Below are 20,257 nucleotides of genomic sequence, written 5' to 3'. Positions count from 1 at the left end.
GATCTTCGGGGAGGACAGCAGACAGCCTAGACCTCCGATGGTGACGCTGCGCAACCTCGTTACGGTAGCGATCAGAGCGCACAGCGTCACGTAAGCCCTGGTGGGAGGGCTCGAATATCTGCGGGATAGCAGGTAGATCGCGGTCGGACGGCGTCATCTGCCCCCCACCTCCTACAACGCGTAACCGATTGGGCGGTCGCGAAATCGGCATCGATCCGGGGCCGTCGTATCCGAATTGTCGCATTCGTCGCCCCGGTTGGCCGCCGCTCCGACAATTAGCCGACGCCGCCGGGTGATCAACCGACTCCCGACGGTGACACACCGTCTCCGGGCCCGCCCGGACATGCTGTCCGTCCCGTTCACCTGCCCGGACTTACCCACGAACCACGCACCGCACGCCCCGGCCAGGCGGGCCGCCCACCAGGCGGGCGAACCGACCGGCACAGCACCGCCAGACTGTCACCGACGGTAGCCCCACGGGCGTCGGGTGGCGACCCCTAGCGGCCCCGACCGGACGACGACGGCGACCCCTGCCGGCAGCGGACTGCCGGCGGAGGTCGCCGTGCGGATCAGCGTCGGGGGTCGGCCCGCCCGCCGGGTCGCGGGCGGCGCGCCGACCCGGGACCGTGGTGGTCCGACCAAGATCAGAAGCGGTCGCTCGGCCGGTACGTCCCCCAGACCTGGCGCAGCGTGCCGCAGACCTCGCCCACCGTGGCGCGGGCCCGCAGCGCCTCCTTCATCGGGTAGAGCACGTTCTCGTCGCCCTCGGCGGCGGTCCGCAGCTCGGCCAGGGCCCGTTCGACCGCCGCGCCGTCCCGCTCGGCCCGCAGCCGGGCCAGCCGCTCCGCCTGGGTCGCCTCGATCGTCGGGTCCACCCGCAGCGGCTCGTACGGCTCCTCGGTGTCGATCTGGAACCGGTTCAGCCCGACCACCACCCGCTCCCCCGCGTCGATCTGCTGGGCGAACCGGTAGGCCGACTGCTCGATCTCCCGCTTCTGGAACCCGGCCTCGATCGCGTCCACCGCCGAACCGTGGTCGAAGACCCGGTCCATCAGGTCGTTGACCGCCGTCTCGATCTCGGCGGTCATCGCCTCCACCACGTACGACCCGGCGAACGGATCGACGGTGGCGGTCAGATCCGTCTCGTACGCCAGCACCTGCTGGGTGCGCAGCGCCAGCCGGGCGGCCTTCTCGGTGGGCAGCGCGATCGCCTCGTCGAAGCTGTTGGTGTGCAGTGACTGGGTGCCGCCGAGCACCGCGGCGAGCCCCTGGATCGCCACCCGGACCAGGTTCACCTCGGGCTGCTGGGCGGTGAGCTGCACCCCCGCCGTCTGGGTGTGGAACCGCAGCATCATCGACTTCGGGTCCTTCGCGCCGAAGTCGTCACGCAGCAACCGGGCCCAGATCCGCCGGGCGGCGCGGAACTTCGCGACCTCCTCCAGCAGGGTGGTGCGGGCCACGAAGAAGAACGACAGCCGGGGGGCGAAGTCGTCCACCGCCAGCCCGGCGGCCAGTGCGGCCCGGACGTACTCCACGCCGTTGGCCAGGGTGAACGCGATCTCCTGCGCGGGCGTCGCACCGGCTTCGGCCATGTGGTAGCCGGAGATGGAGATGGTGTTCCACTTCGGCACCTCCTTGCGGCAGTACGCGAAGGTGTCGGCGACCAGCCGCAGCGACGGCTTCGGCGGGAAGATGTACGTCCCCCGGGCGATGTACTCCTTGAGGATGTCGTTCTGGATGGTGCCGTTGAGCGCCGATCCCGACAGGCCGTTCTCCTCGGCGACGAGCTGGTAGAGCAGCAGCAGCACCGAGCCGGGCGCGTTGATGGTCATCGAGGTGGAGACCTTGTCCAGCGGGATGCCGGCGAAGAGCAGCCGCATGTCCTCGATGGAGTCGATCGCCACCCCGACCTTGCCCACCTCGCCGTGGGCGATGGCGTCGTCGGAGTCGTAGCCCATCTGGGTGGGCAGGTCGAAGGCGACCGACAGGCCCATCGTGCCGGCCTTCAGCAGCTGGTGGTAGCGCGCGTTGGACTCGGTGGCGGTGCCGAAGCCGGCGTACTGCCGCATCGTCCACGGCCGGGAGGTGTACATCGTCGGGTAGACCCCGCGGGCGTACGGGTAACGACCCGGCTCGCCCAGGCGGGAGTCCAGCTCCGGGGGGAGGTCCGCGGCCGTGTACACACCCTTGATGGCGAACCCCGACTCGCTCGCCCGCGCTTCACTCATCCACGGATGGTAGGACGCGGGGGGCCGTCGGTGGGGTGAGGGATGGCGCACATCTCGGTTCGGCATCGGTCGACGGGAGGTGAACGGCCAGGTACACACCGTTCGACCCGGGGGTGGGTACGGTCGGATAGCACAAAGGTCCGCCGCGTCGGGTTTCGCATCGGGCGTCGGAACCAGCAAGATAGAGAGGTTGTGTCCCAGCCCCCTCGACTTTCCCGGTGGCTTTTCCTGTGACTCAGATCCCGACGTGGAGCGGCGGACCAGTGAGTCCTCCCAACGGACGCGCAGCACCCGGCACCACCATCGGCGGCCGGTACGAGTTGCGCTCCTCGGTGGGCAACGGCGGCATGGGCACGGTCTGGCGCGCGACAGACACCCTGCTGCGACGTGACGTGGCGGTCAAGGAGGTCGTCCTGCCGCCGGGGCTGGCCCCCAGCGACCGGGATGCAATGTACGAACGCACCCTGCGCGAGGCGCGCGCCGCCGCCGCGATCCAGCACCCGGCCGTGGTCCAGGTGTACGACGTGGTCACCGAGGGTGGCCGGCCGTGGATCGTGATGGAGCTGCTGGACGCCCGCAGCCTCGCTGACATGGTGATCGAGGACGGCCCGGTGGCCGGGCGCGCGGTCGCCAAGATCGGCATCGCGCTGCTCGGCGCGCTGGAGGTGGCGCACGCCAACGGGGTGCTGCACCGCGACGTCAAGCCGGCGAACGTGCTGATCTGCACCGACGGCCGCTGCGTGCTGACCGACTTCGGGGTGGCCCGGATGCCCACCGACGTCCAGCTCACCACCCCCGGGATGGTGCTCGGCTCACCGCACTTCATCTCCCCCGAGCGCGCCATGGGGCAGGATTTCGGCCCGCCCAGCGACCTGTTCTCGCTCGGCGTGACCCTCTACACGGCGGTCGAGGGGCGTCCCCCGTTCGACAAGGGCGACCCGATCGAGACCATGCATGCGGTCGTCGAGGATCCGCCGGCCACCCCGCAGCGCAGCGGCCCGCTGACCCGGGTGCTGATGGGTCTGCTGGAGAAGGACCCGGCCCGCCGGCTCGACGTGCACACCGCGCGGGCGATGCTGCGCGAACTCCTCGCCGGCCCGCTGACCAGCACGGCGACGGCGGTCAACTCGATCACCGACCCGTACTCGGTGGTGCCGGTGCAGCGTCCGTCGACGCCGCCGGCCATCGCCGCGCCGCCGGCGGAGTCGAAGCCGAGCGGGCAGATCGGCGGGCGGGCGATGCTGGCCGCCGGTGAGTCGCTGACCGACCGGCTGGCGAAGCTGCGCCGGGGTGAACGCCCCGAGCCGGTGGCGACCTCGTCCGCCGCCGCCCTCGACGACACCAGCGCCGACGCGCTCGCCGGCCCGCTGCACACCCCGACCGGCGCGATGCCGCCGCCGACCGCCGGCGCGTTGCCGACCGGCCCGACCGCCGGGACGTACGGCAGGACCGAGGCCACCCAGCGGATCACCCCGGACGCCACCCAGCGGATCGCTCCGGGCACCCCGGAGGCCACCCAGCGCATCGGTGGCGGCACCGCCGACGCCACCCAGCGGATCGGCACGGACGCCCCGGGCGGCCGGCCCGCCTACGGGGCGGCGGAGCCGACCCAGGCCATCTACGGTGGGAACGCCGAGCCGACCCAGGCGGTGTACGGCGGGCAGTGGTCCATCCCCGGCACCGGCCAGTCGTGGACGTCGCCGCCCCCGCCGCCGGCCGGGGCCGACGGTGGCGCGCTCGGCCGGGCGAAGGGCGCCGGCGGTCGACTGGTCGGCACGGTGAAGGGCTGGCCCCGCAAGCTCCAGCTCGCGGCGGCCGGCGGTGTGGCCGTGGTGCTGCTGATCGGCGCGGTGGCGCTGTTCAGCGGCGGTGACCCGGAGCCGACCCCGCCCCCGCAGGCGGGCCCGAGCGCACCCACCGCCGGGGGCGGTTCGCTGCCGCCGATGCAGGAGCACAGCGCCCGGGGCATCCGGGTGAACGTGCCGAAGGGCTGGCAACGGGCGACCGGCGGGGTCTACATCGACTACGTCGACCCGCAGGACAAGGGCCGCAAGGTGCGCATCCTCACCGAGAAGTTCGGCAGTTCCTCGACCCGCTGGGCCGAGGTGGCGGCGGACAACCTCCGCAAACCGAAGAGTTCCTGTGCAAAGCCTTACGAGCAGCTGGCGATGGGCGAGAAGGACCTGGCGGGCAAGTCGGCCGCCGAGTTCGAGTACACCTGCGGTGAGGGCGACGACAAGCGGCACGGGGTCTGGCGCGGGGTGGTGCACGAGGGGAAGGTCTACTCGTTCTACCTCACCGCGAGCGACGCCAAGTTCGCCGAGAGCAAGCCGATCTTCGACGAGATGGTCAAGTCGTTCCAGCTCACCGGGTCGAGCTGAGCCGGCTCCCGGGGCGGCCCGGCCCGCCGGACGGGGTGATCCGGGTCGACCGGACCCGGTGATCCGCCGCCGTGCTATCAAGGGGCATGGCGGCGGAAACCACTGACCTCGACCGGATGCGCGACCAGGCTCGACGCTGGCTCGACGACGACCCCGACCCGGCCAGCCGGGACGAGCTGCGGGCCGTGCTCGACCGGCTGCCGGCCAGCGCGCCGGAGCTGGCCGACCGGTTCGCCGGCCCGTTGACCTTCGGCACGGCCGGGTTGCGCGGCCCGCTGCGCGCCGGGCCGAACGGCATGAACCTCGCGGTGGTCACCCGGGCGGCGGCCGGGCTGGTCGGCTGGCTCGCCGCCGAGGGCGGCGAGGGTCCGCTGGTCATCGGGTACGACGCCCGGCACGGTTCCCGGGAGTTCGCCGAGCGCACCGCCCAGGTCGCCACCGGCGCGGGCCGGCCGGCGCTGCTGCTGCCCCGGCCACTGCCCACGCCCGTGCTGGCCTACGCGGTGCGCAAGCTCGGCGGCGTGGCCGGGGTGATGGTGACGGCCAGCCACAACCCGCCGCAGGACAACGGCTACAAGGTCTACCTGGGTGCCCAGCTCGGTGGGGCGCTCGGCGCGGGGGCGCAGATCGTGCCGCCGGCCGACGCCGGTATCGAGGCGGCCATCCGGGCGGTCGGCCCGCTGGCGCAGGTGCCGCTGGGGCCGCCCGGCCAGGTGCTCGGCGACGACCTGGTCGCCGCGTACGTGGAACGGGCCGTCGCGGTGATCGCCCCGGACGGGCCGCGTGACCTGCGGGTGGCGTACACCCCACTGCACGGGGTGGGGGCGGCGGTGCTGACCGCGGCCTTCGCGCGGGCGGGTTTCCCGACCCCGGGGGTGGTGCCCGACCAGGCGGAACCGGACCCGGCCTTCCCCACCGTCAGTTTCCCCAACCCGGAGGAGCCCGGCGCGGTGGACCGGTTGGTGGCCCTCGCCCAATCCACCGACGCCGACCTGGCGATCGCCAACGACCCGGACGCCGACCGCTGCGCGGTGGTGGTCCGCCAGCCGGCCGGCACCGGGACGGGGTGGCGGATGTTGCGCGGGGACGAGGTGGGGGTGCTGCTCGCCGACCACCTGATGCGGCGCGGCGTCGACGGCCTGTACGCGACCACGATCGTGTCGTCGTCCCTGCTCCGGGCGATGTGCACGGCCCGGGGCCGGGCGTACGACGAGACGTTGACCGGGTTCAAGTGGATCGTCCGGGCCGGGGGTGGTACCCCGCCGCTGGCGTACGGCTACGAGGAGGCGCTCGGCTACTGCGTGGCCCCCGACCACGTACGCGACAAGGACGGCATCACCGCCGCGCTGACCGTCGCCGAACTGGCCGCCGGGCTGAAGGCGCAGGGGCGCACGCTGACCGACCGGCTGGACGAGTTGGCCGCCGAGTTCGGGGTGCACCACACCGACCAACTGTCGGTCCGGGTGGACGACCTGCGGATCATCGCCGACGCGATGGCCCGGGTCCGGGCGGCCACCCCGACCACGCTGCTCGGTGCGCCGGTCACCGAAGCGCAGGATCTGCTGCCCGACGCCGACGTGGTGATCCTGCGGACCGCCGCCGCCCGGGTGGTGATCCGTCCGTCGGGTACCGAGCCGAAGCTCAAGGCGTACCTGGAGGTGGTGGAACCGGTCGCGGAGGGGGACGTGCCGGCGGCCCGGACCCGGGCGGCGGCGGCACTCACCACGCTGCGCGGCGAGGTCGCCACCGCCCTCGGCATCTGACCCCGGCCCGCCGCGCGTTCCGCCGCGCGTCCGGCGCATGATCAACTCAGTGGGGCCCATATAGCGGTATCCGGACGAGGTGGATACCGCTATATCGGCGACATCGTGCGGCCTTATCCAACGAATCGACCGACCGCGATAGGGCAGTCTCGGTCGTGCAGTCAACTCGATGTGGGTTAAATAGCGGTATCCGTGCCCGGGGATGCCGCTGTATCGGTGACATGGCGCAACTCTTCCCCGAATTCGCCCGATCCCGCCCCGGGCTGGTGGGCAGCCTGCCGAAGGTGGCTGGGCAGGGCTCGGTCGGGGCCCGCGAGCTGGGACCAGCAGCAGCATCACCGGGTGTCACCTCTTGCACACCGACCGCTTGCGTGATTAGCATCAGCGCATCGATCTCGCCATTTTCCTGACGTCACCGGTATGCGTTCTCTCTGATGTTGCATCGTCGGCGACCCGTTGTTTCATTTCAGCCGGAAAGGTGTTGCACGGTGCGTGAAACAAACAGTTCGACCGTGCCGCGACGGCAGCTCGGCAGGCTGCTCACCCAATTGCGGGAGGACGCCCGACTCAGCATCGAAGCGGCGGCCGGGGAGCTGGACTGCTCACGGCAGAAGCTCTGGCGCATCGAGCGGGGTCTGACGGCGGCCAAGACGCCTGACGTCCGGGTGCTCTGCGAGCTTTACCGGGCCACCCCCGACCAGACGAGCGTGCTGCTGGGGCTGGCCGAGGTGAGCCGGGCCGAGGGCTGGTGGCACGCCCACGGGAGCGCCGTGCCGGCCTGGTTCTCGCTCTACGTCGGCCTGGAGAACGTCGCCAGCAGCATCCGTCACTACAACGCCGAGCTGGTGCCGGGGCTGTTGCAGACCCCCGGCTACGCCACCGCGCTCTTCCAGCACAACCGGCCCGAACTGGGCGAGGAGGAGCAGAAGAGGGCGGTGAGCTTCCGCCTCCAGCGGCAGGGGCTGCTGGCCCGGCGGCTCCCACCGGCCCCCGCGCTGACGGTGATCCTCAGCGAGGCGGTGCTGCGCCGCCCGGTGCCGGGCCGGTCGGTGATGGCCGACCAGCTCCGGCACCTGGCGGCCGTCGGCGAGCGGCACAACATCACGATCCGGGTGCTGCCGCTGGCCGCCGGGCCGCCCCTGGCCGCCGAGGCCGGCACCTTCGTGCTGCTCGACTTCCCACCCTCGGCGCTCGGCAGCCCGAGCGAGCCGCCGACCGTCTACGTCGAAGGGCTCACCGGCGCGCTCTACCTCGACCAGCCGGCGGAGATCGCCGCCTACGAGCGGGTATGGAAGGGGCTGGATTCCCTCGCCCTCGACGCGGGACAATCGACCGAGCTGATCGACGCGATCCGGGGAGAGTGCCATGCCTGACCTGACCGACGCCCGCTGGCGCACCAGCACCCGCAGCGGCACCAACGGCGGCGACTGTGTCGAGGTGGCCGACAACCTCCCCGGCATCATCGGCATCCGGGACAGCAAGGACCCGACCGGCCCGACCCTCACCGTCGTACCCACCGCCTGGTCCGCCTTCGTCACCGACCTGAAGGCCCACCGGCTCACCCGCTGAAGGCCGGCCCTCGCGTATCCGCCAAAGCCGCCGCACCCGCCCGGGAAAGCCGGGTCAGCCCACGGTGCGCTTGCCGAGTGCCTGGTCGACGGCCTGCCCGAGGGCGGTGACCACCAGGGCCACCGACGGGCGGACCACCGACTCCTCCAGGCTGATCGTGCCGGAGAACCCGGCCCCGCCGGCGATCTCCTCCAGCCGACGCCGGGCGTCCTGCGCGGCGCTGCCGGTCAGGCCGAGCGCCGGTTCCATCCGCAGCACCGCCACCAGGGTGGCCAGCGCCGCCGTCCGCTCGTCGGGAAGCTGCTCGCCGGCCAACGCCTCGGCCAGCCGCCGCCGGCTGTCCTGCTCCACGGACGGGTCGGTGGTCGGGTAGCGGTGCACCACGATGAAGTCCAGCTCGGTCTCCTCGACGTCGCGCACCACGCCCCGGTCGACGAGGTCGCCGAGGATGCGGTCACGCAGGCCGTGCCGCAGCCGCTGCACCCAGGAGGAGGGGCTGTGCGGGGTGTCGGCGGCCATCCGGCCCAGCACCCCGTCCAGGATCGGTTCGCCGACCGGCGTCGGGTCGGTCACCGCCAGGTTCCCATCGACGTACGCGATCCGGCCGGCAAGGGCCAGCTCGACCAGGACGGCGGCGGCCATCCCCAGGTCGAGGCTGATCCGGGGCATGGTCGCCTTGCCGGTCTCATCGTCATACGCGAGGAGCAACAACTCCTCGGCCAGCGCAACACCAGTCATGGCCCGAGACGGTAGCGCCTGAACGCACCCCGCGCTCACCGACTCGCTCTGGGTGGGAAGGCGACCCCCACGGCCGGCCCGACCACTCCCCCGCGACGTGCCGGCCGGCAGCCTGCCCAGCCCGGAAACACCGGAGCCGGGCGGGCCGGAAACGGGGCCTGCCGGCCGCAAACTGAGCGGGGCATGCCGGCCGCACGCCGGGCCGGTCAGAAGCGGGGCATTCCGCCGAACTGGCGGTCACCGGCGTCGCCGAGACCGGGGACGATGAACATGTTGTCGTTCAGCCCCTCGTCGATCGACGCGGTGACCAGCCGCAGCGGCAGCCCCGACCGTTCCAGCCGGGCGATGCCGACCGGCGCGGCGAGCACGCAGAGCACGGTGATGTCGGTGCAGCCCCGGTCGGCGAGCAGCCGGCAGCAGTGCTCCAGCGAACCGCCGGTGGCCAGCATCGGGTCGAGCACCAGCACCGGCAGGCCGGCCAGTTCCCGGGGCAGCGACTCCATGTACGCGCGCGGCTCGTACGTCTCCTCGTCGCGGGCCAGGCCGACGAAGCCCATCGACGACTCCGGCAGCAGCCCGAGCGCCGCGTCGGCCATCCCGAGGCCGGCCCGCAGCACCGGCACCAGCAGCGGCGGGTTCGCCAGCCGGGTCCCCTCGGCACCGGTGACCGGGGTCTGCACCGGGTACTTCTCGACGGGGAAGGTACGCGCGGCCTCGTACACCAGCATGGTGGTGAGTTCGTGCAGCGCGGCCCGGAACGACGACGAGTCGGTCCGGGCGTCCCGCATGGCGGTCAGCCGGGACTGGGCGAGCGGGTGGTCAATGACGTGTACGTCCACGATCGCTCAACCTACCGGTCCCGGTCGGCCGGCAGTACGGGTGCGCGGCGGGCGGCGACGTCGCTCACCCCCGGCCCGGCGGGTCGGGCCGGTCACCCCGAGGCGCTGTGACCAGGATCACCCGACTCGCGGCTGCGTAGTATTCGGGGCATGACGGCGACAACGACGTCGGCCCGGTCGGACCTGTCCGAGCTGGGGCGATCCGAGACCGCGTTGCGGACCTTCCTGCACGGCCTGCCCGGGGTGGACCAGGTCGGCGCGGAGCAGCGGGCGGCACAGCTCGGCACCCGCTCGATCAAGACCACCGCCAAGGCGCAGGCGATCGACCTGGCCATCCGGATGGTCGACCTGACCACCCTGGAGGGGGCCGACACCCCGGGCAAGGTGCGCGCCCTGGCCGCCAAGGCGCTGCGGCCGGACCCGGCCGACCCGACCTGCCCGCACGTCGGCGCGGTCTGCGTCTACCCGGCGATGGTGCCGCACGTGGCCGAGGTGCTGCGCGGCAGCGCCGTGCACCTGGCCAGCGTGGCGACCGCGTTCCCGTCCGGGCAGGCGCCGCTGGACGTCAAGCTCGCCGACACCCGGGCGGCCGTCGCCGCCGGGGCCGACGAGATCGACATGGTGATCAACCGGGGCGCGTTCCTGGCCGGCCGCTACGCCGAGGTCTACGACGAGATCGTGGCCACCAAGGAGGCGTGCGGGGACGCCCACCTCAAGGTGATCCTGGAGACCGGCGAGCTGGCCACCTACGACAACGTCCGGCGGGCCTCCTGGCTGGCGATGCTGGCCGGCGGCGACTTCATCAAGACCTCCACCGGCAAGGTCCCGGTCGCCGCCACCCTGCCGGTGACCCTGGTGATGCTGGAGGCGGTCCGCGACTTCCGGGCCGCCACCGGGCGGCAGGTAGGCGTCAAGCCGGCCGGCGGGATCAAGAACACCAAGGACGCGATCAAGTACCTGGTCATGGTCAACGAGACCGTCGGCGGCGACTGGCTCGACCCGGACTGGTTCCGGTTCGGCGCGTCCAGCCTGCTCAACGACCTGCTCATGCAGCGCACCAAGCTGACGACCGGCACCTACTCCGGTCCCGACTACTTCACCCTGGACTGAGCATGATGTTCGAATACGCCCCTGCGCCCGAGTCGCGCGCGATCGTCGACATCAGGTCGTCCTACGGGCTGTTCATCGACGGCGAGTTCGTCGACGGCGAGCACCTCGACAAGACGGTCAACCCGGCCACCGAGGAGGTGCTCGCCGAGGTCACCTGGGCCGGCACCCGGGACGTCGACCGGGCGGTCCGCGCCGCCCGCACGGCGTACGACACGGTGTGGGGTCCGATGCCGGGCCGGGACCGGGCCAAGTACCTGTACCGGATCGCCCGGCTCATCCAGGAACGTTCCCGCGAGCTGGCGGTGCTGGAGTCGCTGGACAACGGCAAGCCGATCCGGGAGTCCCGGGACGTCGACCTGCCGCTGGTCGCCGCGCACTTCTTCTACTACGCCGGTTGGGCCGACAAGCTGCCGTACGCCGGATTCGGGGCGGACCCGCGACCGCTCGGGGTGGCCGCGCAGGTCATTCCGTGGAACTTCCCGCTGCTCATGCTGGCCTGGAAGGTCGCCCCGGCGCTCGCCGCCGGCAACACGGTGGTGCTCAAGCCCGCCGAGACCACCCCGCTGACCGCGCTGCTGTTCGCCGAGATCTGCCAGCAGGCCGACCTGCCGGCCGGCGTGGTCAACATCGTCACCGGCGCGGGCGACACCGGCCGGGCGCTGGTGGAGCACCCGGGCGTGGACAAGGTCGCGTTCACCGGCTCCACGGAGGTCGGCAAGGCCATCGCCCGGTCGGTGGCCGGCACCGGCAAGAAGGTCACCCTGGAGCTGGGCGGCAAGGCCGCCAACATCGTCTACGACGACGCGCCGATCGACCAGGCCGTCGAGGGGATCGTCAACGGCATCTTCTTCAACCAGGGTCACGTCTGCTGCGCCGGTTCCCGGCTGCTGGTCCAGGAGAACGTCGCCGAGCAGGTGCTCGACGCGCTCAAGCGGCGGATGGCGCTGCTGCGCGTCGGTGACCCGCTGGACAAGAACACCGACGTCGGGGCGATCAACTCGGCCGCCCAACTCACCCGCATCCGGGAGCTGTCCGACGCCGGAGCCGCCGAGGGTGCCGAGCGGTGGTCGCCGCCGTGCGAGCTGCCCGACCGGGGGTTCTGGTTCGCGCCGACCATTTTCACCGGGGTCACCCAGGCCCACCGGGTCGCCCGCGAGGAGATCTTCGGCCCGGTGCTGTCCGTGCTGACCTTCCGCACCCCGGCCGAGGCCGTGGAGAAGGCCAACAACACGCCGTACGGGCTGTCGGCGGGGATCTGGACCGACAAGGGCTCGCGCATCCTGTGGACGGCCGACCGGCTGCGCGCCGGGGTGGTCTGGGCCAACACGTTCAACAAGTTCGACCCGACCTCGCCGTTCGGCGGCTACAAGGAGTCGGGTTACGGCCGCGAGGGTGGCCGGCACGGGCTGGAGGCGTACCTCAATGTCTGAGCGGGTCGCGGTACGCAAGACGTACAAGCTCTTCATCGGCGGGAAGTTCCCGCGCAGCGAGTCGGGACGGTCGTATCTCGTGCAGGACTCGAACGTGTCACTGGCCTCCCGCAAGGACGCGCGGGACGCCGTGGTCGCCGCCCGCGCCGCCGTGAAGGGCTGGGCCGGCGCGACCGCGTACAACCGGGGTCAGATCCTCTACCGGGTGGCCGAGATGCTGGAGGGCCGCCGCGAACAGTTCGTCGCGCTCGGCGTGCCGGCCGACGAGGTGGACGCGGCGGTCGACCGCTGGGTCTGGTACGCCGGCTGGGCCGACAAGCTCCCCCAGGTGTACGGCGGCGCGAACCCGGTCGCCGGGCCGTACTTCAACCTGTCCGCGCCCGAGCCGACCGGGGTGGTGGCCGTGGTGGCCCCCGAGGCCCCGGCACTGCTCGGCCTGGTCAGCGTGATCGCCCCGGCCATCGTCACCGGCAACACGGTGGTGGTGGCGGCCTCCCCGGCGGCACCGCTTGCGGCGGTGACCCTGGCCGAAGTGCTGGCCACCTCGGACCTGCCCGGCGGGGTGGTCAACCTGCTCACCGGCCGGATCACCGAGACCGCGCCGACATTGGCCGCGCACCTGGACGTCAACGCGATCGACCTGGCCGGGGTGGCCGATGCCGAACTGGCGACCGACCTGGAGGCCGGGGCGGCGGAGAACCTCAAGCGGGTGCTCCGGCCGGTCCCGGCCGACCACGACTGGACGGGCGACCCGGGTCTGGGCCGGATGACCGCGCTGCTGGAGACGAAGACGGTCTGGCACCCCAAGGGGGTGTGATCACGGGTGTCCTGCCCCCGGAGGGGTTCTACTACCGGGGGTAGGATTACCTGGTGACTCGGTTGGGCGATCTTGAGCGGGCGGTGATGGACGTGCTCTGGGACGGGGTCCCGGGCACGTCGGACGGGGTGACCGTACGCGAGGTCGCCGAGGCGCTGGACGGGCGCGAGTTGGCGTACACGACGGTGATGACCGTGCTGGACCGGCTCGCCGGCAAGGGCATGGTGCAGCGCGAACGCGAGGGGCGGGCCTGGCGTTACCGGGCCGCCGCCAGCCGCGAGGCGCACATCGCCCAGCTCATGCTCGACGCCCTCGACCTCGGTGGCAGCCGGGACGCCGCACTGGTGCGGTTCGCCCGCTCGGTGACCGGCACCGAGGCCGAGGTGCTGCGGGCGGCGCTCGGCGCGGAGGCGGGGCTGACCGACCCCGCACCGGCCGGACCCGACGCCGGGTCGACCGGGGCCGGGCTGACCGACCGGGTCGGTGACCCGCGCGCCGGCCGGGCCAGGGCCGTCGACGAGGCCACGGACCGGTAGGGCGACCGCCGTGGCGTACGCCGTGCACTTCGCCGGGGCGGTCCTGGCCTGCTGGCTGACCGCCCAGGTGCTGGCCCGCGCCACCTGGACGTGGCGGGCCCCCCGGGTCGCGATCGTCTGCTGGCAGGCGGTCGGGCTGGCGCTCGGCCTGTCCGCGATGGGCCTGCCGATGGCGTTGGGGCTGACCGCGTACGACCGGCCGACCGGCGGGGCGCTGCTGGCCCTCGCCGACGACCTGGCCCACGGCACGCTGCCGGCCGGGGTGACCGCCGTCCACCTGGGTCTGGTGGGGGTGGGTTTCGGCATCGGCGCGGTGCTGCTCGGCACCACCGTCCGCAGCGTGTACTCCACGGTGCGGGCCCAGCGCCGGCACCGGGACCTGCTCACCCTGGTGGCCCGCCGGGACCCGGCGATCCCCGGCGCGCTGGTGCTCGACCATCCCGGTGCCGCCGCGTACTGCCTGCCCGGGGTGCGGCCCCGGGTGGTGGTCAGCGCCGGCACCCTCAGCCTGCTGGACCGGGCCGAGTTGGCGGCGGTGCTCGCCCACGAGCGGGCGCACGCGCAGGAGCGGCACGACCTGGTGCTGTTGCCGTTCACCGCGCTGCGCCGGGCGCTGCCGTGGTTCCGCTGGGTCGGCGCCGCCCACGAGCGGGTCGCCCTGCTGGTCGAGATGCGGGCCGACGACAAGGCCCGCGCGCTGCACGCCGAGGCGCCGCTGGCGGGGGCGCTGCGCCGGTTCGCCGCCGCCGGGCACCGGATCACCCCCGCCGGCACGCTCGGTCTCGGTGACCGGGACCTCGACGTCCGGGTGCAACGGCTGCTGGTCGCCGACCGGCCGCCCCGGCTGCTCGGGGCCGCCGCGCTGGCGGTGACGACCACCCTGGCCGCCCTGCCGATCTCGCTGTTCCTGAGCTGACGCCGCCCGCGTCGGCCGGCGGTGCCACGCGCGCCTATAGGTAGTCAGGCTACGTGTAGCATCGCTACGACAAGCGGGACTACCTCTGGAGAGGTCCATGGACACCCTGCTCCTCGCACGCCTCCAGTTCGCCACCACCACCTCGATCCACTTCCTCTTCGTGGCGGTCACCCTCGGCCTGGTCACCCTGCTGGTCGGCCTCCAGACCACCTGGGCGCTGACCGGGGACCCGAAGTGGGAACGGCTGACCCGGTTCTGGGGCCAGCTCTACGTGATCAACTACGTGCTCGGCATCGCCAGCGGCATCGTGATGGAGTTCCAGTTCGGGCTGAACTGGAGTGGGCTGTCGCGCTACGTCGGCAACGTCTTCGGGGCCCCACTGGCGATCGAGACGCTCGTGGCGTTCTTCCTGGAGTCGACGTTCCTCGGCATGTGGATCTTCGGCTGGCAGCGGCTGCGGCGCGGCGTCCACCTGGCGCTGCTCTGGGGGGTCGCGCTCACCGCGTACGCCTCGGCCTTCTGGATCATGGTGGCGAACGCCTGGCTCCAGCACCCGGTCGGCTACCGGGTCGACGACGGGGTGGCCCACCTGACCGACATCGGGGCCCTGCTCACCAACCCCACCCTCGGCATGGCGCTGGGCCACGTGATCGCCGCCAGCCTGCTCACCGGCGGCATGCTGATGGCCTCCGTCAGCGCCTGGCACCTGATCCGGCGGACCGCCGACGTCGCCCTGCACCGCACCGCGCTGCGGATCGGGCTGGTCACCGCCGCCCTGTCGGTCAGCCTGGTGCAGGGCTTCGGCTTCGCCCAGTTCGGGCCGGTCGGCGAGCTGCAACCCACCAAGTTCGACACCGGCCCGACCGCCGACGCCCGGATCGCCGAGTGGACCACCCGGTTCGGCCCCGGTGACTACACCCCACCGGCGCTGTCCAACGTCGGGCTCGGCTTCATGATCCTGATCGGGTTCACCCTGGGCTGCGTGTGGCTGCTGCTGCCGCTGCTCTGGCGGGACCTGGTGATCCGGCTGCGCTTCCCGCTCTGGCTCGTCCTGCTCGCCCTGCCGCTGCCGTTCGTCGCGGTGATCCTCGGCTGGCTCGCCCGGGAGGTCGGCCGCCAACCCTGGGCCGCGTACGGGCTGCTCCCCACCGACCAGGCCGTCTCCCGGGTCGACCCGGGCCTGATGCTCGCCTCGCTGATCGGGTTCAGCCTGCTGCTCGGCGCGCTCGCCGTCACCAACTGGACGCTGCTCGCCCGGCACGCCGCCCGGGGCGCCGTCGACCCGGCCCTCGGCCGCCCGCCCGGCACACCCGACGACGACCGCTCCCGGCCCGTCCCCGCCCTCGCCTGAGAGGACCCCCCGATGCCCCTGCTCTGGTACGCCCTGCTCGGCTTCTTCTTCGCCGGCTACCTCGTCCTCGCCGGCTACGACTACGGAGTGGGGCTGCTGCTCGCCCGGCGCGACACCCCGGCCGCCCACCGCGCCCGACTCACCGCGCTCGGCCCGTTCTTCCTCGGCAACGAGGTGTGGCTGGTGGCCGCCGTCGGCATCCTCTTCGGCGCGTTCCCCACCCTGGAGGGCGAACTCCTGTCCGGCCACTACCCCGCCGTGGCCGGGGCGCTGGTCGGGGTGATCCTGGTCACCGCCGGGGTGCAGCTCCGCAGCCGGCCGACCGGCCCGGCCGCCCGCCGCGGCGGGGACCGGGTGATCGTGGCCGGCAGCGCGCTGGCCGCCTTCGGCTGGGGCGCCCTGCTCGCCGGGCTGCTCCAGGGCCTGCCGATCGACGCCACCGGCCACGTCACCGGGCAGACCCACCTGGCCACCCCGTTCGTCGCCGCCACCGGGCTCGCCCTGCTCACCCTGGCCGCCGCGCACGGTGCGACGTTCCTCACCCTGCGCCTGCCGGCCGCCGACGCCCCGGCCACCGCCCGGCTGGCCCGTCGGCTGCTCGTCGGGGCGCTCGCCGCGGTCGCCACGGCCACCGCGCTGGGCCTGCTCTCCGACCGGGTACGCGCGGCGACCCGCCAGCCGCTGCCCGCCGTACTGCTGGTGGTGGCGCTGGTCGGGGCGCTGCTGGCGGCCCGCGCGGCGCTGCGCCGCGGTCGGCCCGGGGTGGCCCTCGTCGCCACCGGCGCGGCCCTGGCGCTACCGGTGGCCCTCGTCGGGGTGGCCCGCTGGCCGGCCGTGCTGGTCTCCACGGTCGACCCGGCGGCCACCGTGACCGTCACCGACGCGGCGGCCAGCGGGCCCACGTTGCAGCTGCTGGGCTGGCTGCTGCCGCCCCTCCTGCCGGCCCTACTAGGCTTCCAGGCAATGTGCTGGTGGGTGTTCCGGGGACGGACCGACGGCAGGGCACCGGTGTACTGGTGAACCGCCGTCCCTTCGACCCGCGTCTGCTGCGCCGGGTCCCCGCGGCCCGGCGCGACCTCGCCGTGCTCGCCGCCCTCGGCGGGCTCACCGCGCTGCTGGTCGTCGCGCAGGCCACCGCCCTGGCCACGGTGCTCGCCGCCGGCATCGACGGCCGGCTGGACACCGGCGCGCTGGCCGGCTTCGTCGCTGCCGTCGGCGGCCGGGCCCTGGTCACCTGGGGGCAGGGCACCGTCGCCGCGCGGGCCGCCGCCACCGTGAAGGCCACCCTCCGCGCCGACCTGCTGGCCGCCGTCGGCCGGCACGGGCCCGGCTGGGTCGCCGGCCAGCGGGCCGGACAGGTCGCCACCCTCACCGGGCGCGGCCTCGACGCCCTGGACGCCTACTTCACCGGCTACCTTCCCCAACTCGTGCTCAGCGTCACCGTGCCCGCCGCCGTGCTCGCCCGGCTGGTCTTCGCCGACTGGAGTTCGGCGCTGATCATCGTGTTGACCCTCCCGCTGATCCCGGTCTTCGGCGCGCTGCTCGGCTGGCAGGCGCAGGCCGCCACCGAACGGCAGTGGCGGCGGCTGTCGATGCTCGGCGGGCACTTCCTCGACATGGTGGCCGGGCTGCCCACCCTGCGCGCGTTCGGCCGGGCCCGGATCCAGACCGGGGTGGTCCGCCGGATGGCCGACGGACACCGGATCGCCACCATGAAGACCCTGCGGATCGCCTTCCTCTCCGCGCTGGTGCTGGAACTGGTCGCCACCCTGTCGGTGGCGCTGGTCGCGGTGCCGGTCGGCATCCGGCTGCTCGACGGCGGCATCACCCTCGCCACCGCGCTGCTGGTGCTGCTGCTCACCCCGGAGGCGTACCTGCCGTTGCGGGCCGCCGGCAGCCGGTTCCACGCCAGCATGGAGGGGCTGACGGCGCTGGACGAGGCACTGACCGTCTCCGCCGTACCCGCCGACGCGGCAGAGGGTGCCCCGGCAACCGCCGGACCCGCCCGGACGCCGGCCGGCGACGGCGAGATCGTCTTCTCCGGTGTCACCGTCGCCTACGAGCGGACCACCGCACTGCGGGACGTCACGCTCACCATCAGGCCCGGCGAACGGATCGCCGTCGTCGGGCCGAGCGGTGCCGGCAAGAGCACCCTGCTCGGCCTGCTGCTCGGCTTCGTCACCCCGACCGCCGGCCGGATCACCGTGGCCGGGGTCGACCTGGCCGACGTCGACCCCGACGACTGGCGTCGGCAGATCGCCTGGGTGCCGCAGCGGGCCCACCTGTTCGCCGCCACGCTCGCCGACAACATCCGGCTCGGTGCACCCGACACCCCCGACGCCGACCTGGCCCGCGCGGTCACCGACGCCGCGCTGGACGAGGTGGTGACCGCCCTGCCCGACGGGCTGGGCACCCTGCTCGGCGAGCGCGGCCACGGGCTGTCCAGCGGCCAGCGGCAGCGGGTCGCCCTGGCCCGTGCCTTCCTCCGGGACGCCCCGCTGGTGCTGCTCGACGAGCCGACCGCCCGGCTGGACACGGCGAGCGAGACGACCGTCCTGGACGCCACCCGGCGGCTGGTCGCCGGGCGTACCGCCCTGCTGGTGGCGCACCGGCCGGCCCTGCTGGCCGACGCCGACCGGGTGCTGCACGTCGACGCCGGCCGGGTCACCGAGCTGACCCCGACCGCGGAGGCCGGCCGATGAGCACCGTCCCTCCCCCCGGCGCGGGAGGCCCGCCGCCGGGCACCAGACCCGAGCGGGTGGTGCTGCGGCTGGCCCGACCGTACCTGGGCCGGCTGGTCGGGGCCGGGCTGCTCGCGTCGGCCACCGAACTCGCCGGCCTGGCCCTGATGGCCACCGCCACCTGGCTGCTGATGAGCGCCGCCGGCCAGCCACCGCTGGACCGGCTCACCGTCGCCATCGTCGCCGTCCGGGCACTGGCCGTCAGCCGGGGCGTGCTGCGCTACACCGAACGGCTCGCCGGTCACGACGCCGTGCTCCGCTTGATCACCGACGTCCGGGCCCGCGTCTTCGCCAGCCTCGCCGCCCGTTCCGGGCCCACCGGCCAGCGCAGCGGGGACGCCCTGAGCCGGCTGGTCTCCGACGTCGAGGCGGTCCAGGACCTGCTGCTGCGGGTACTCGTGCCCGGGGCGGCGGCCGCCCTGGTCGGGGTACTGGCCGTCGGCGGGGCCGCGCTGGTCTCGCTGCCCGCCGCCGGGGTGCTCGCGGTCGGGTTGCTGGTCGCCGGGGTGGCGCTGCCGGTGCTGGCCACCGCGCTGACCCGCCGGGCCGCCGACGAGGTCGCGCCGCTGCGCGGCGCGCTCGCCACCGATGCCGTCGACCTCACCCACGGTGCCGCCGACCTGGCCGCCTTCGGGGCCACCGGGCAGGCGCTACGGGCCGCGACCCGGCGCGCCGACCGGTTGGCCCGGCTGGAACGCCGGCTCGCCGCGACCGGGTTCGCGGTGGACGCGGCCGGGGTGCTGGTGGCCGGGCTGACCGCCGCCGGGGTGGTGCTCGCCGCGCTCCGGGCCGACGTGGCCGGGGTGCTGGTCGGGGTGCTCGCTGTCGGCACCCTCGCCGCGGTGGAGATCGCGTTGGCGCTGGTCGGCGCGGCACGCCAGCACACCCAACTCCGCGCCGGCCTGGCCCGGGTGGCCGCCCTGCTCGACGACGCCCCCGACGGTGACCCCGGGGCCGGGCCTGGTCGGCAGCAGCCGACCCCGGAACCCGGCACCGACGCGGCGGACGGTGTCCCGGTGGACGCGACCACGACGGGGTCCGACGTGCGGTTCGAGGGGGTCGTCGTCCGGTACCGGCAGGGAGCCGCGCCCGCGCTGGCCGGGTTCGACCTCGACCTGCCCGCCGGACGCCGGATCGCGGTGGTCGGGCCGAGCGGCGCGGGCAAGAGCACCCTGGCCGCCGTGCTGACCGGGGCGGTACGACCCGACGCCGGCCGGGTCACCCTCGCCGGCCGGGACGTCTCGACGTACCCGCCCGAGGCGTTGCCCCGGGCGGTCGGTGGCCTGCTCGCCGAGGCGTACGTGTTCCACGCCTCGGTCCGCGAGAACCTGCTGCTCGGCCGGCCGGACGCGGACGAGACGGAACTGGTCGGGGCGACCCGCGCCGCCGGCCTGCTGGACTGGGTACGGGAGCAGCCGGACGGCTGGGACACCGTGGTCGGCGAGGAGGGCGGACAGCTCTCCGGTGGGCAGCGGCAGCGGCTCGCGCTGGCCCGGGCCCTGCTCGCCGCGCCCGGCGTCCTGGTGCTGGACGAGCCGACCGAGGGGCTCGACCCGGTCGCCGCCGACGCGGTGCTGGCCGGGACGCTGGCGGCCACCCCCGCCGGGCGCTCGGTGCTGGTGATCAGCCACCGGCTCAGCGGCCTGGCCGGGCTGGACGAGATCGTGGTGCTCGACGCCGGGCGGATCGTCCAGCGGGGACGGCACACCGACCTGGTCGCCACCCCCGGCTGGTACCGGGAGCAGTGGCTGCTCCAGACGGCCGCCGAGCGCGGTTACCTGGCCCTGACGCCCTGATCCGGCACGACGGTCGCCGGCCGGCCCGGAGCGCGGGTCCGG

Annotated in this window: 16 protein-coding genes; 13 read left to right on the top strand and 3 right to left on the bottom strand. The window is 73.8% G+C overall.

What is annotated here, in order from left to right:
• Positions 1 to 644: 644 nt before the first annotated feature.
• Entirely contained in the window at positions 645 to 2,228 is a 1,584-nt protein-coding gene (locus tag JQN84_RS00250) for an acyl-CoA mutase large subunit family protein (RefSeq protein WP_204956402.1), read from the bottom strand.
• 230 nt (positions 2,229 to 2,458) lie between these two features.
• Between JQN84_RS00250 and JQN84_RS00245 the strand changes: the two genes are divergently transcribed.
• The 4 genes from JQN84_RS00245 (at position 2,459) to JQN84_RS00230 (ending at position 7,941) form a co-directional block, all read left to right on the top strand.
• Positions 2,459 to 4,609 (top strand): serine/threonine-protein kinase, encoded by a 2,151-nt coding sequence (locus tag JQN84_RS00245; RefSeq protein ID WP_204957248.1) that lies wholly within the window; start codon positions 2,459 to 2,461, stop codon positions 4,607 to 4,609.
• Between the two features lie 86 nt (positions 4,610 to 4,695).
• Positions 4,696 to 6,372 carry a phospho-sugar mutase gene (locus JQN84_RS00240; RefSeq protein ID WP_204956401.1) on the top strand — a complete coding sequence of 559 codons (1,677 nt, stop codon included), beginning with the start codon at positions 4,696 to 4,698 and terminating at the stop codon, positions 6,370 to 6,372.
• A gap of 488 nt (positions 6,373 to 6,860) precedes the next feature.
• A complete protein-coding gene (locus tag JQN84_RS00235; protein ID WP_281900591.1) occupies positions 6,861 to 7,745 on the top strand; it encodes a helix-turn-helix domain-containing protein in 885 nt (294 codons plus the stop codon).
• The gene (locus tag JQN84_RS00230) at positions 7,738 to 7,941 is read left to right on the top strand and encodes a DUF397 domain-containing protein (protein WP_204956399.1); all 204 of its coding nucleotides are present in this window, start codon (positions 7,738 to 7,740) and stop codon (positions 7,939 to 7,941) included. Before JQN84_RS00235 ends, JQN84_RS00230 begins: the two co-directional genes overlap by 8 nt.
• Before the next feature lie 54 nt (positions 7,942 to 7,995).
• On the opposite strand, the gene JQN84_RS00225 is transcribed toward JQN84_RS00230, so the two are convergent.
• Both JQN84_RS00225 and upp read right to left on the bottom strand, forming a co-directional pair.
• Positions 7,996 to 8,679: a GOLPH3/VPS74 family protein gene (locus JQN84_RS00225; RefSeq protein ID WP_204956398.1), complete on the bottom strand. Its 684-nt coding sequence runs from the start codon at positions 8,677 to 8,679 to the stop codon at positions 7,996 to 7,998.
• A 206-nt stretch (positions 8,680 to 8,885) separates the two neighbouring features.
• The gene (upp, locus tag JQN84_RS00220) at positions 8,886 to 9,518 is read right to left on the bottom strand and encodes a uracil phosphoribosyltransferase (RefSeq protein WP_088643926.1); all 633 of its coding nucleotides are present in this window, start codon (positions 9,516 to 9,518) and stop codon (positions 8,886 to 8,888) included.
• A 150-nt stretch (positions 9,519 to 9,668) separates the two neighbouring features.
• On the opposite strand from upp, the gene deoC reads away from it, so the two are divergent.
• From deoC to cydC, 9 genes are all read left to right on the top strand, one after another.
• Entirely contained in the window at positions 9,669 to 10,628 is a 960-nt protein-coding gene (gene deoC / locus JQN84_RS00215) for a deoxyribose-phosphate aldolase (protein WP_204956397.1), read from the top strand.
• Positions 10,629 to 10,633: 5 nt separating this feature from the next.
• A complete protein-coding gene (locus tag JQN84_RS00210) occupies positions 10,634 to 12,058 on the top strand; it encodes an aldehyde dehydrogenase family protein (RefSeq protein ID WP_204957247.1) in 1,425 nt (474 codons plus the stop codon).
• Positions 12,051 to 12,875 (top strand): aldehyde dehydrogenase family protein, encoded by an 825-nt coding sequence (locus JQN84_RS00205; protein ID WP_204956396.1) that lies wholly within the window; start codon positions 12,051 to 12,053, stop codon positions 12,873 to 12,875. Before JQN84_RS00210 ends, JQN84_RS00205 begins: the two co-directional genes overlap by 8 nt.
• 53 nt (positions 12,876 to 12,928) lie before the next feature.
• Positions 12,929 to 13,411, top strand: coding sequence for a BlaI/MecI/CopY family transcriptional regulator (locus JQN84_RS00200; RefSeq protein WP_204927437.1), 483 nt, complete (start codon positions 12,929 to 12,931; stop codon positions 13,409 to 13,411).
• Positions 13,412 to 13,421: 10 nt separating this feature from the next.
• On the top strand, positions 13,422 to 14,327 hold the full coding sequence (locus JQN84_RS00195; RefSeq protein ID WP_204956395.1) for a M56 family metallopeptidase: 906 nt from the start codon (positions 13,422 to 13,424) through the stop codon (positions 14,325 to 14,327).
• A gap of 97 nt (positions 14,328 to 14,424) precedes the next feature.
• Positions 14,425 to 15,678 carry a cytochrome ubiquinol oxidase subunit I gene (locus JQN84_RS00190; protein WP_204956394.1) on the top strand — a complete coding sequence of 418 codons (1,254 nt, stop codon included), beginning with the start codon at positions 14,425 to 14,427 and terminating at the stop codon, positions 15,676 to 15,678.
• 12 nt (positions 15,679 to 15,690) lie between these two features.
• Positions 15,691 to 16,698, top strand: a complete 1,008-nt coding sequence (locus JQN84_RS00185) for a cytochrome d ubiquinol oxidase subunit II (RefSeq protein ID WP_204956393.1) — start codon at positions 15,691 to 15,693, stop codon at positions 16,696 to 16,698.
• Positions 16,695 to 18,380 carry a thiol reductant ABC exporter subunit CydD gene (gene cydD / locus JQN84_RS00180; protein ID WP_204956392.1) on the top strand — a complete coding sequence of 562 codons (1,686 nt, stop codon included), beginning with the start codon at positions 16,695 to 16,697 and terminating at the stop codon, positions 18,378 to 18,380. Before JQN84_RS00185 ends, cydD begins: the two co-directional genes overlap by 4 nt.
• Positions 18,377 to 20,215: a thiol reductant ABC exporter subunit CydC gene (gene cydC / locus JQN84_RS00175; protein ID WP_204956391.1), complete on the top strand. Its 1,839-nt coding sequence runs from the start codon at positions 18,377 to 18,379 to the stop codon at positions 20,213 to 20,215. Before cydD ends, cydC begins: the two co-directional genes overlap by 4 nt.
• The last annotated feature ends 42 nt before the right edge of the window (positions 20,216 to 20,257 follow it).

This window comes from Micromonospora humidisoli, from assembly GCF_016900955.1.
Lineage (GTDB): Bacteria > Actinomycetota > Actinomycetes > Mycobacteriales > Micromonosporaceae > Micromonospora > Micromonospora wenchangensis.
Note: the sequence above shows the minus strand (reverse complement) of the source record. Positions and strands in the feature narration are given on the sequence as shown.

What these genes read in the sequence shown, in the direction of transcription:
- JQN84_RS00250 (WP_204956402.1), bottom strand. Translation starts at nt 2,228, where the DNA reads ATGAGTGAAGCGCGGGCGAGCGAGTCGGGGTTCGCCATCAAGGGTGTG.
- JQN84_RS00240 (WP_204956401.1), top strand. Translation starts at nt 4,696, where the DNA reads ATGGCGGCGGAAACCACTGACCTCGACCGGATGCGCGACCAGGCTCGA.
- JQN84_RS00230 (WP_204956399.1), top strand. Translation starts at nt 7,738, where the DNA reads ATGCCTGACCTGACCGACGCCCGCTGGCGCACCAGCACCCGCAGCGGC.
- JQN84_RS00225 (WP_204956398.1), bottom strand. Translation starts at nt 8,679, where the DNA reads ATGACTGGTGTTGCGCTGGCCGAGGAGTTGTTGCTCCTCGCGTATGAC.
- deoC (WP_204956397.1), top strand. Translation starts at nt 9,669, where the DNA reads ATGACGGCGACAACGACGTCGGCCCGGTCGGACCTGTCCGAGCTGGGG.
- JQN84_RS00210 (WP_204957247.1), top strand. Translation starts at nt 10,634, where the DNA reads ATGTTCGAATACGCCCCTGCGCCCGAGTCGCGCGCGATCGTCGACATC.
- JQN84_RS00205 (WP_204956396.1), top strand. Translation starts at nt 12,051, where the DNA reads ATGTCTGAGCGGGTCGCGGTACGCAAGACGTACAAGCTCTTCATCGGC.
- JQN84_RS00190 (WP_204956394.1), top strand. Translation starts at nt 14,425, where the DNA reads ATGGACACCCTGCTCCTCGCACGCCTCCAGTTCGCCACCACCACCTCG.
- JQN84_RS00185 (WP_204956393.1), top strand. Translation starts at nt 15,691, where the DNA reads ATGCCCCTGCTCTGGTACGCCCTGCTCGGCTTCTTCTTCGCCGGCTAC.
- cydC (WP_204956391.1), top strand. Translation starts at nt 18,377, where the DNA reads ATGAGCACCGTCCCTCCCCCCGGCGCGGGAGGCCCGCCGCCGGGCACC.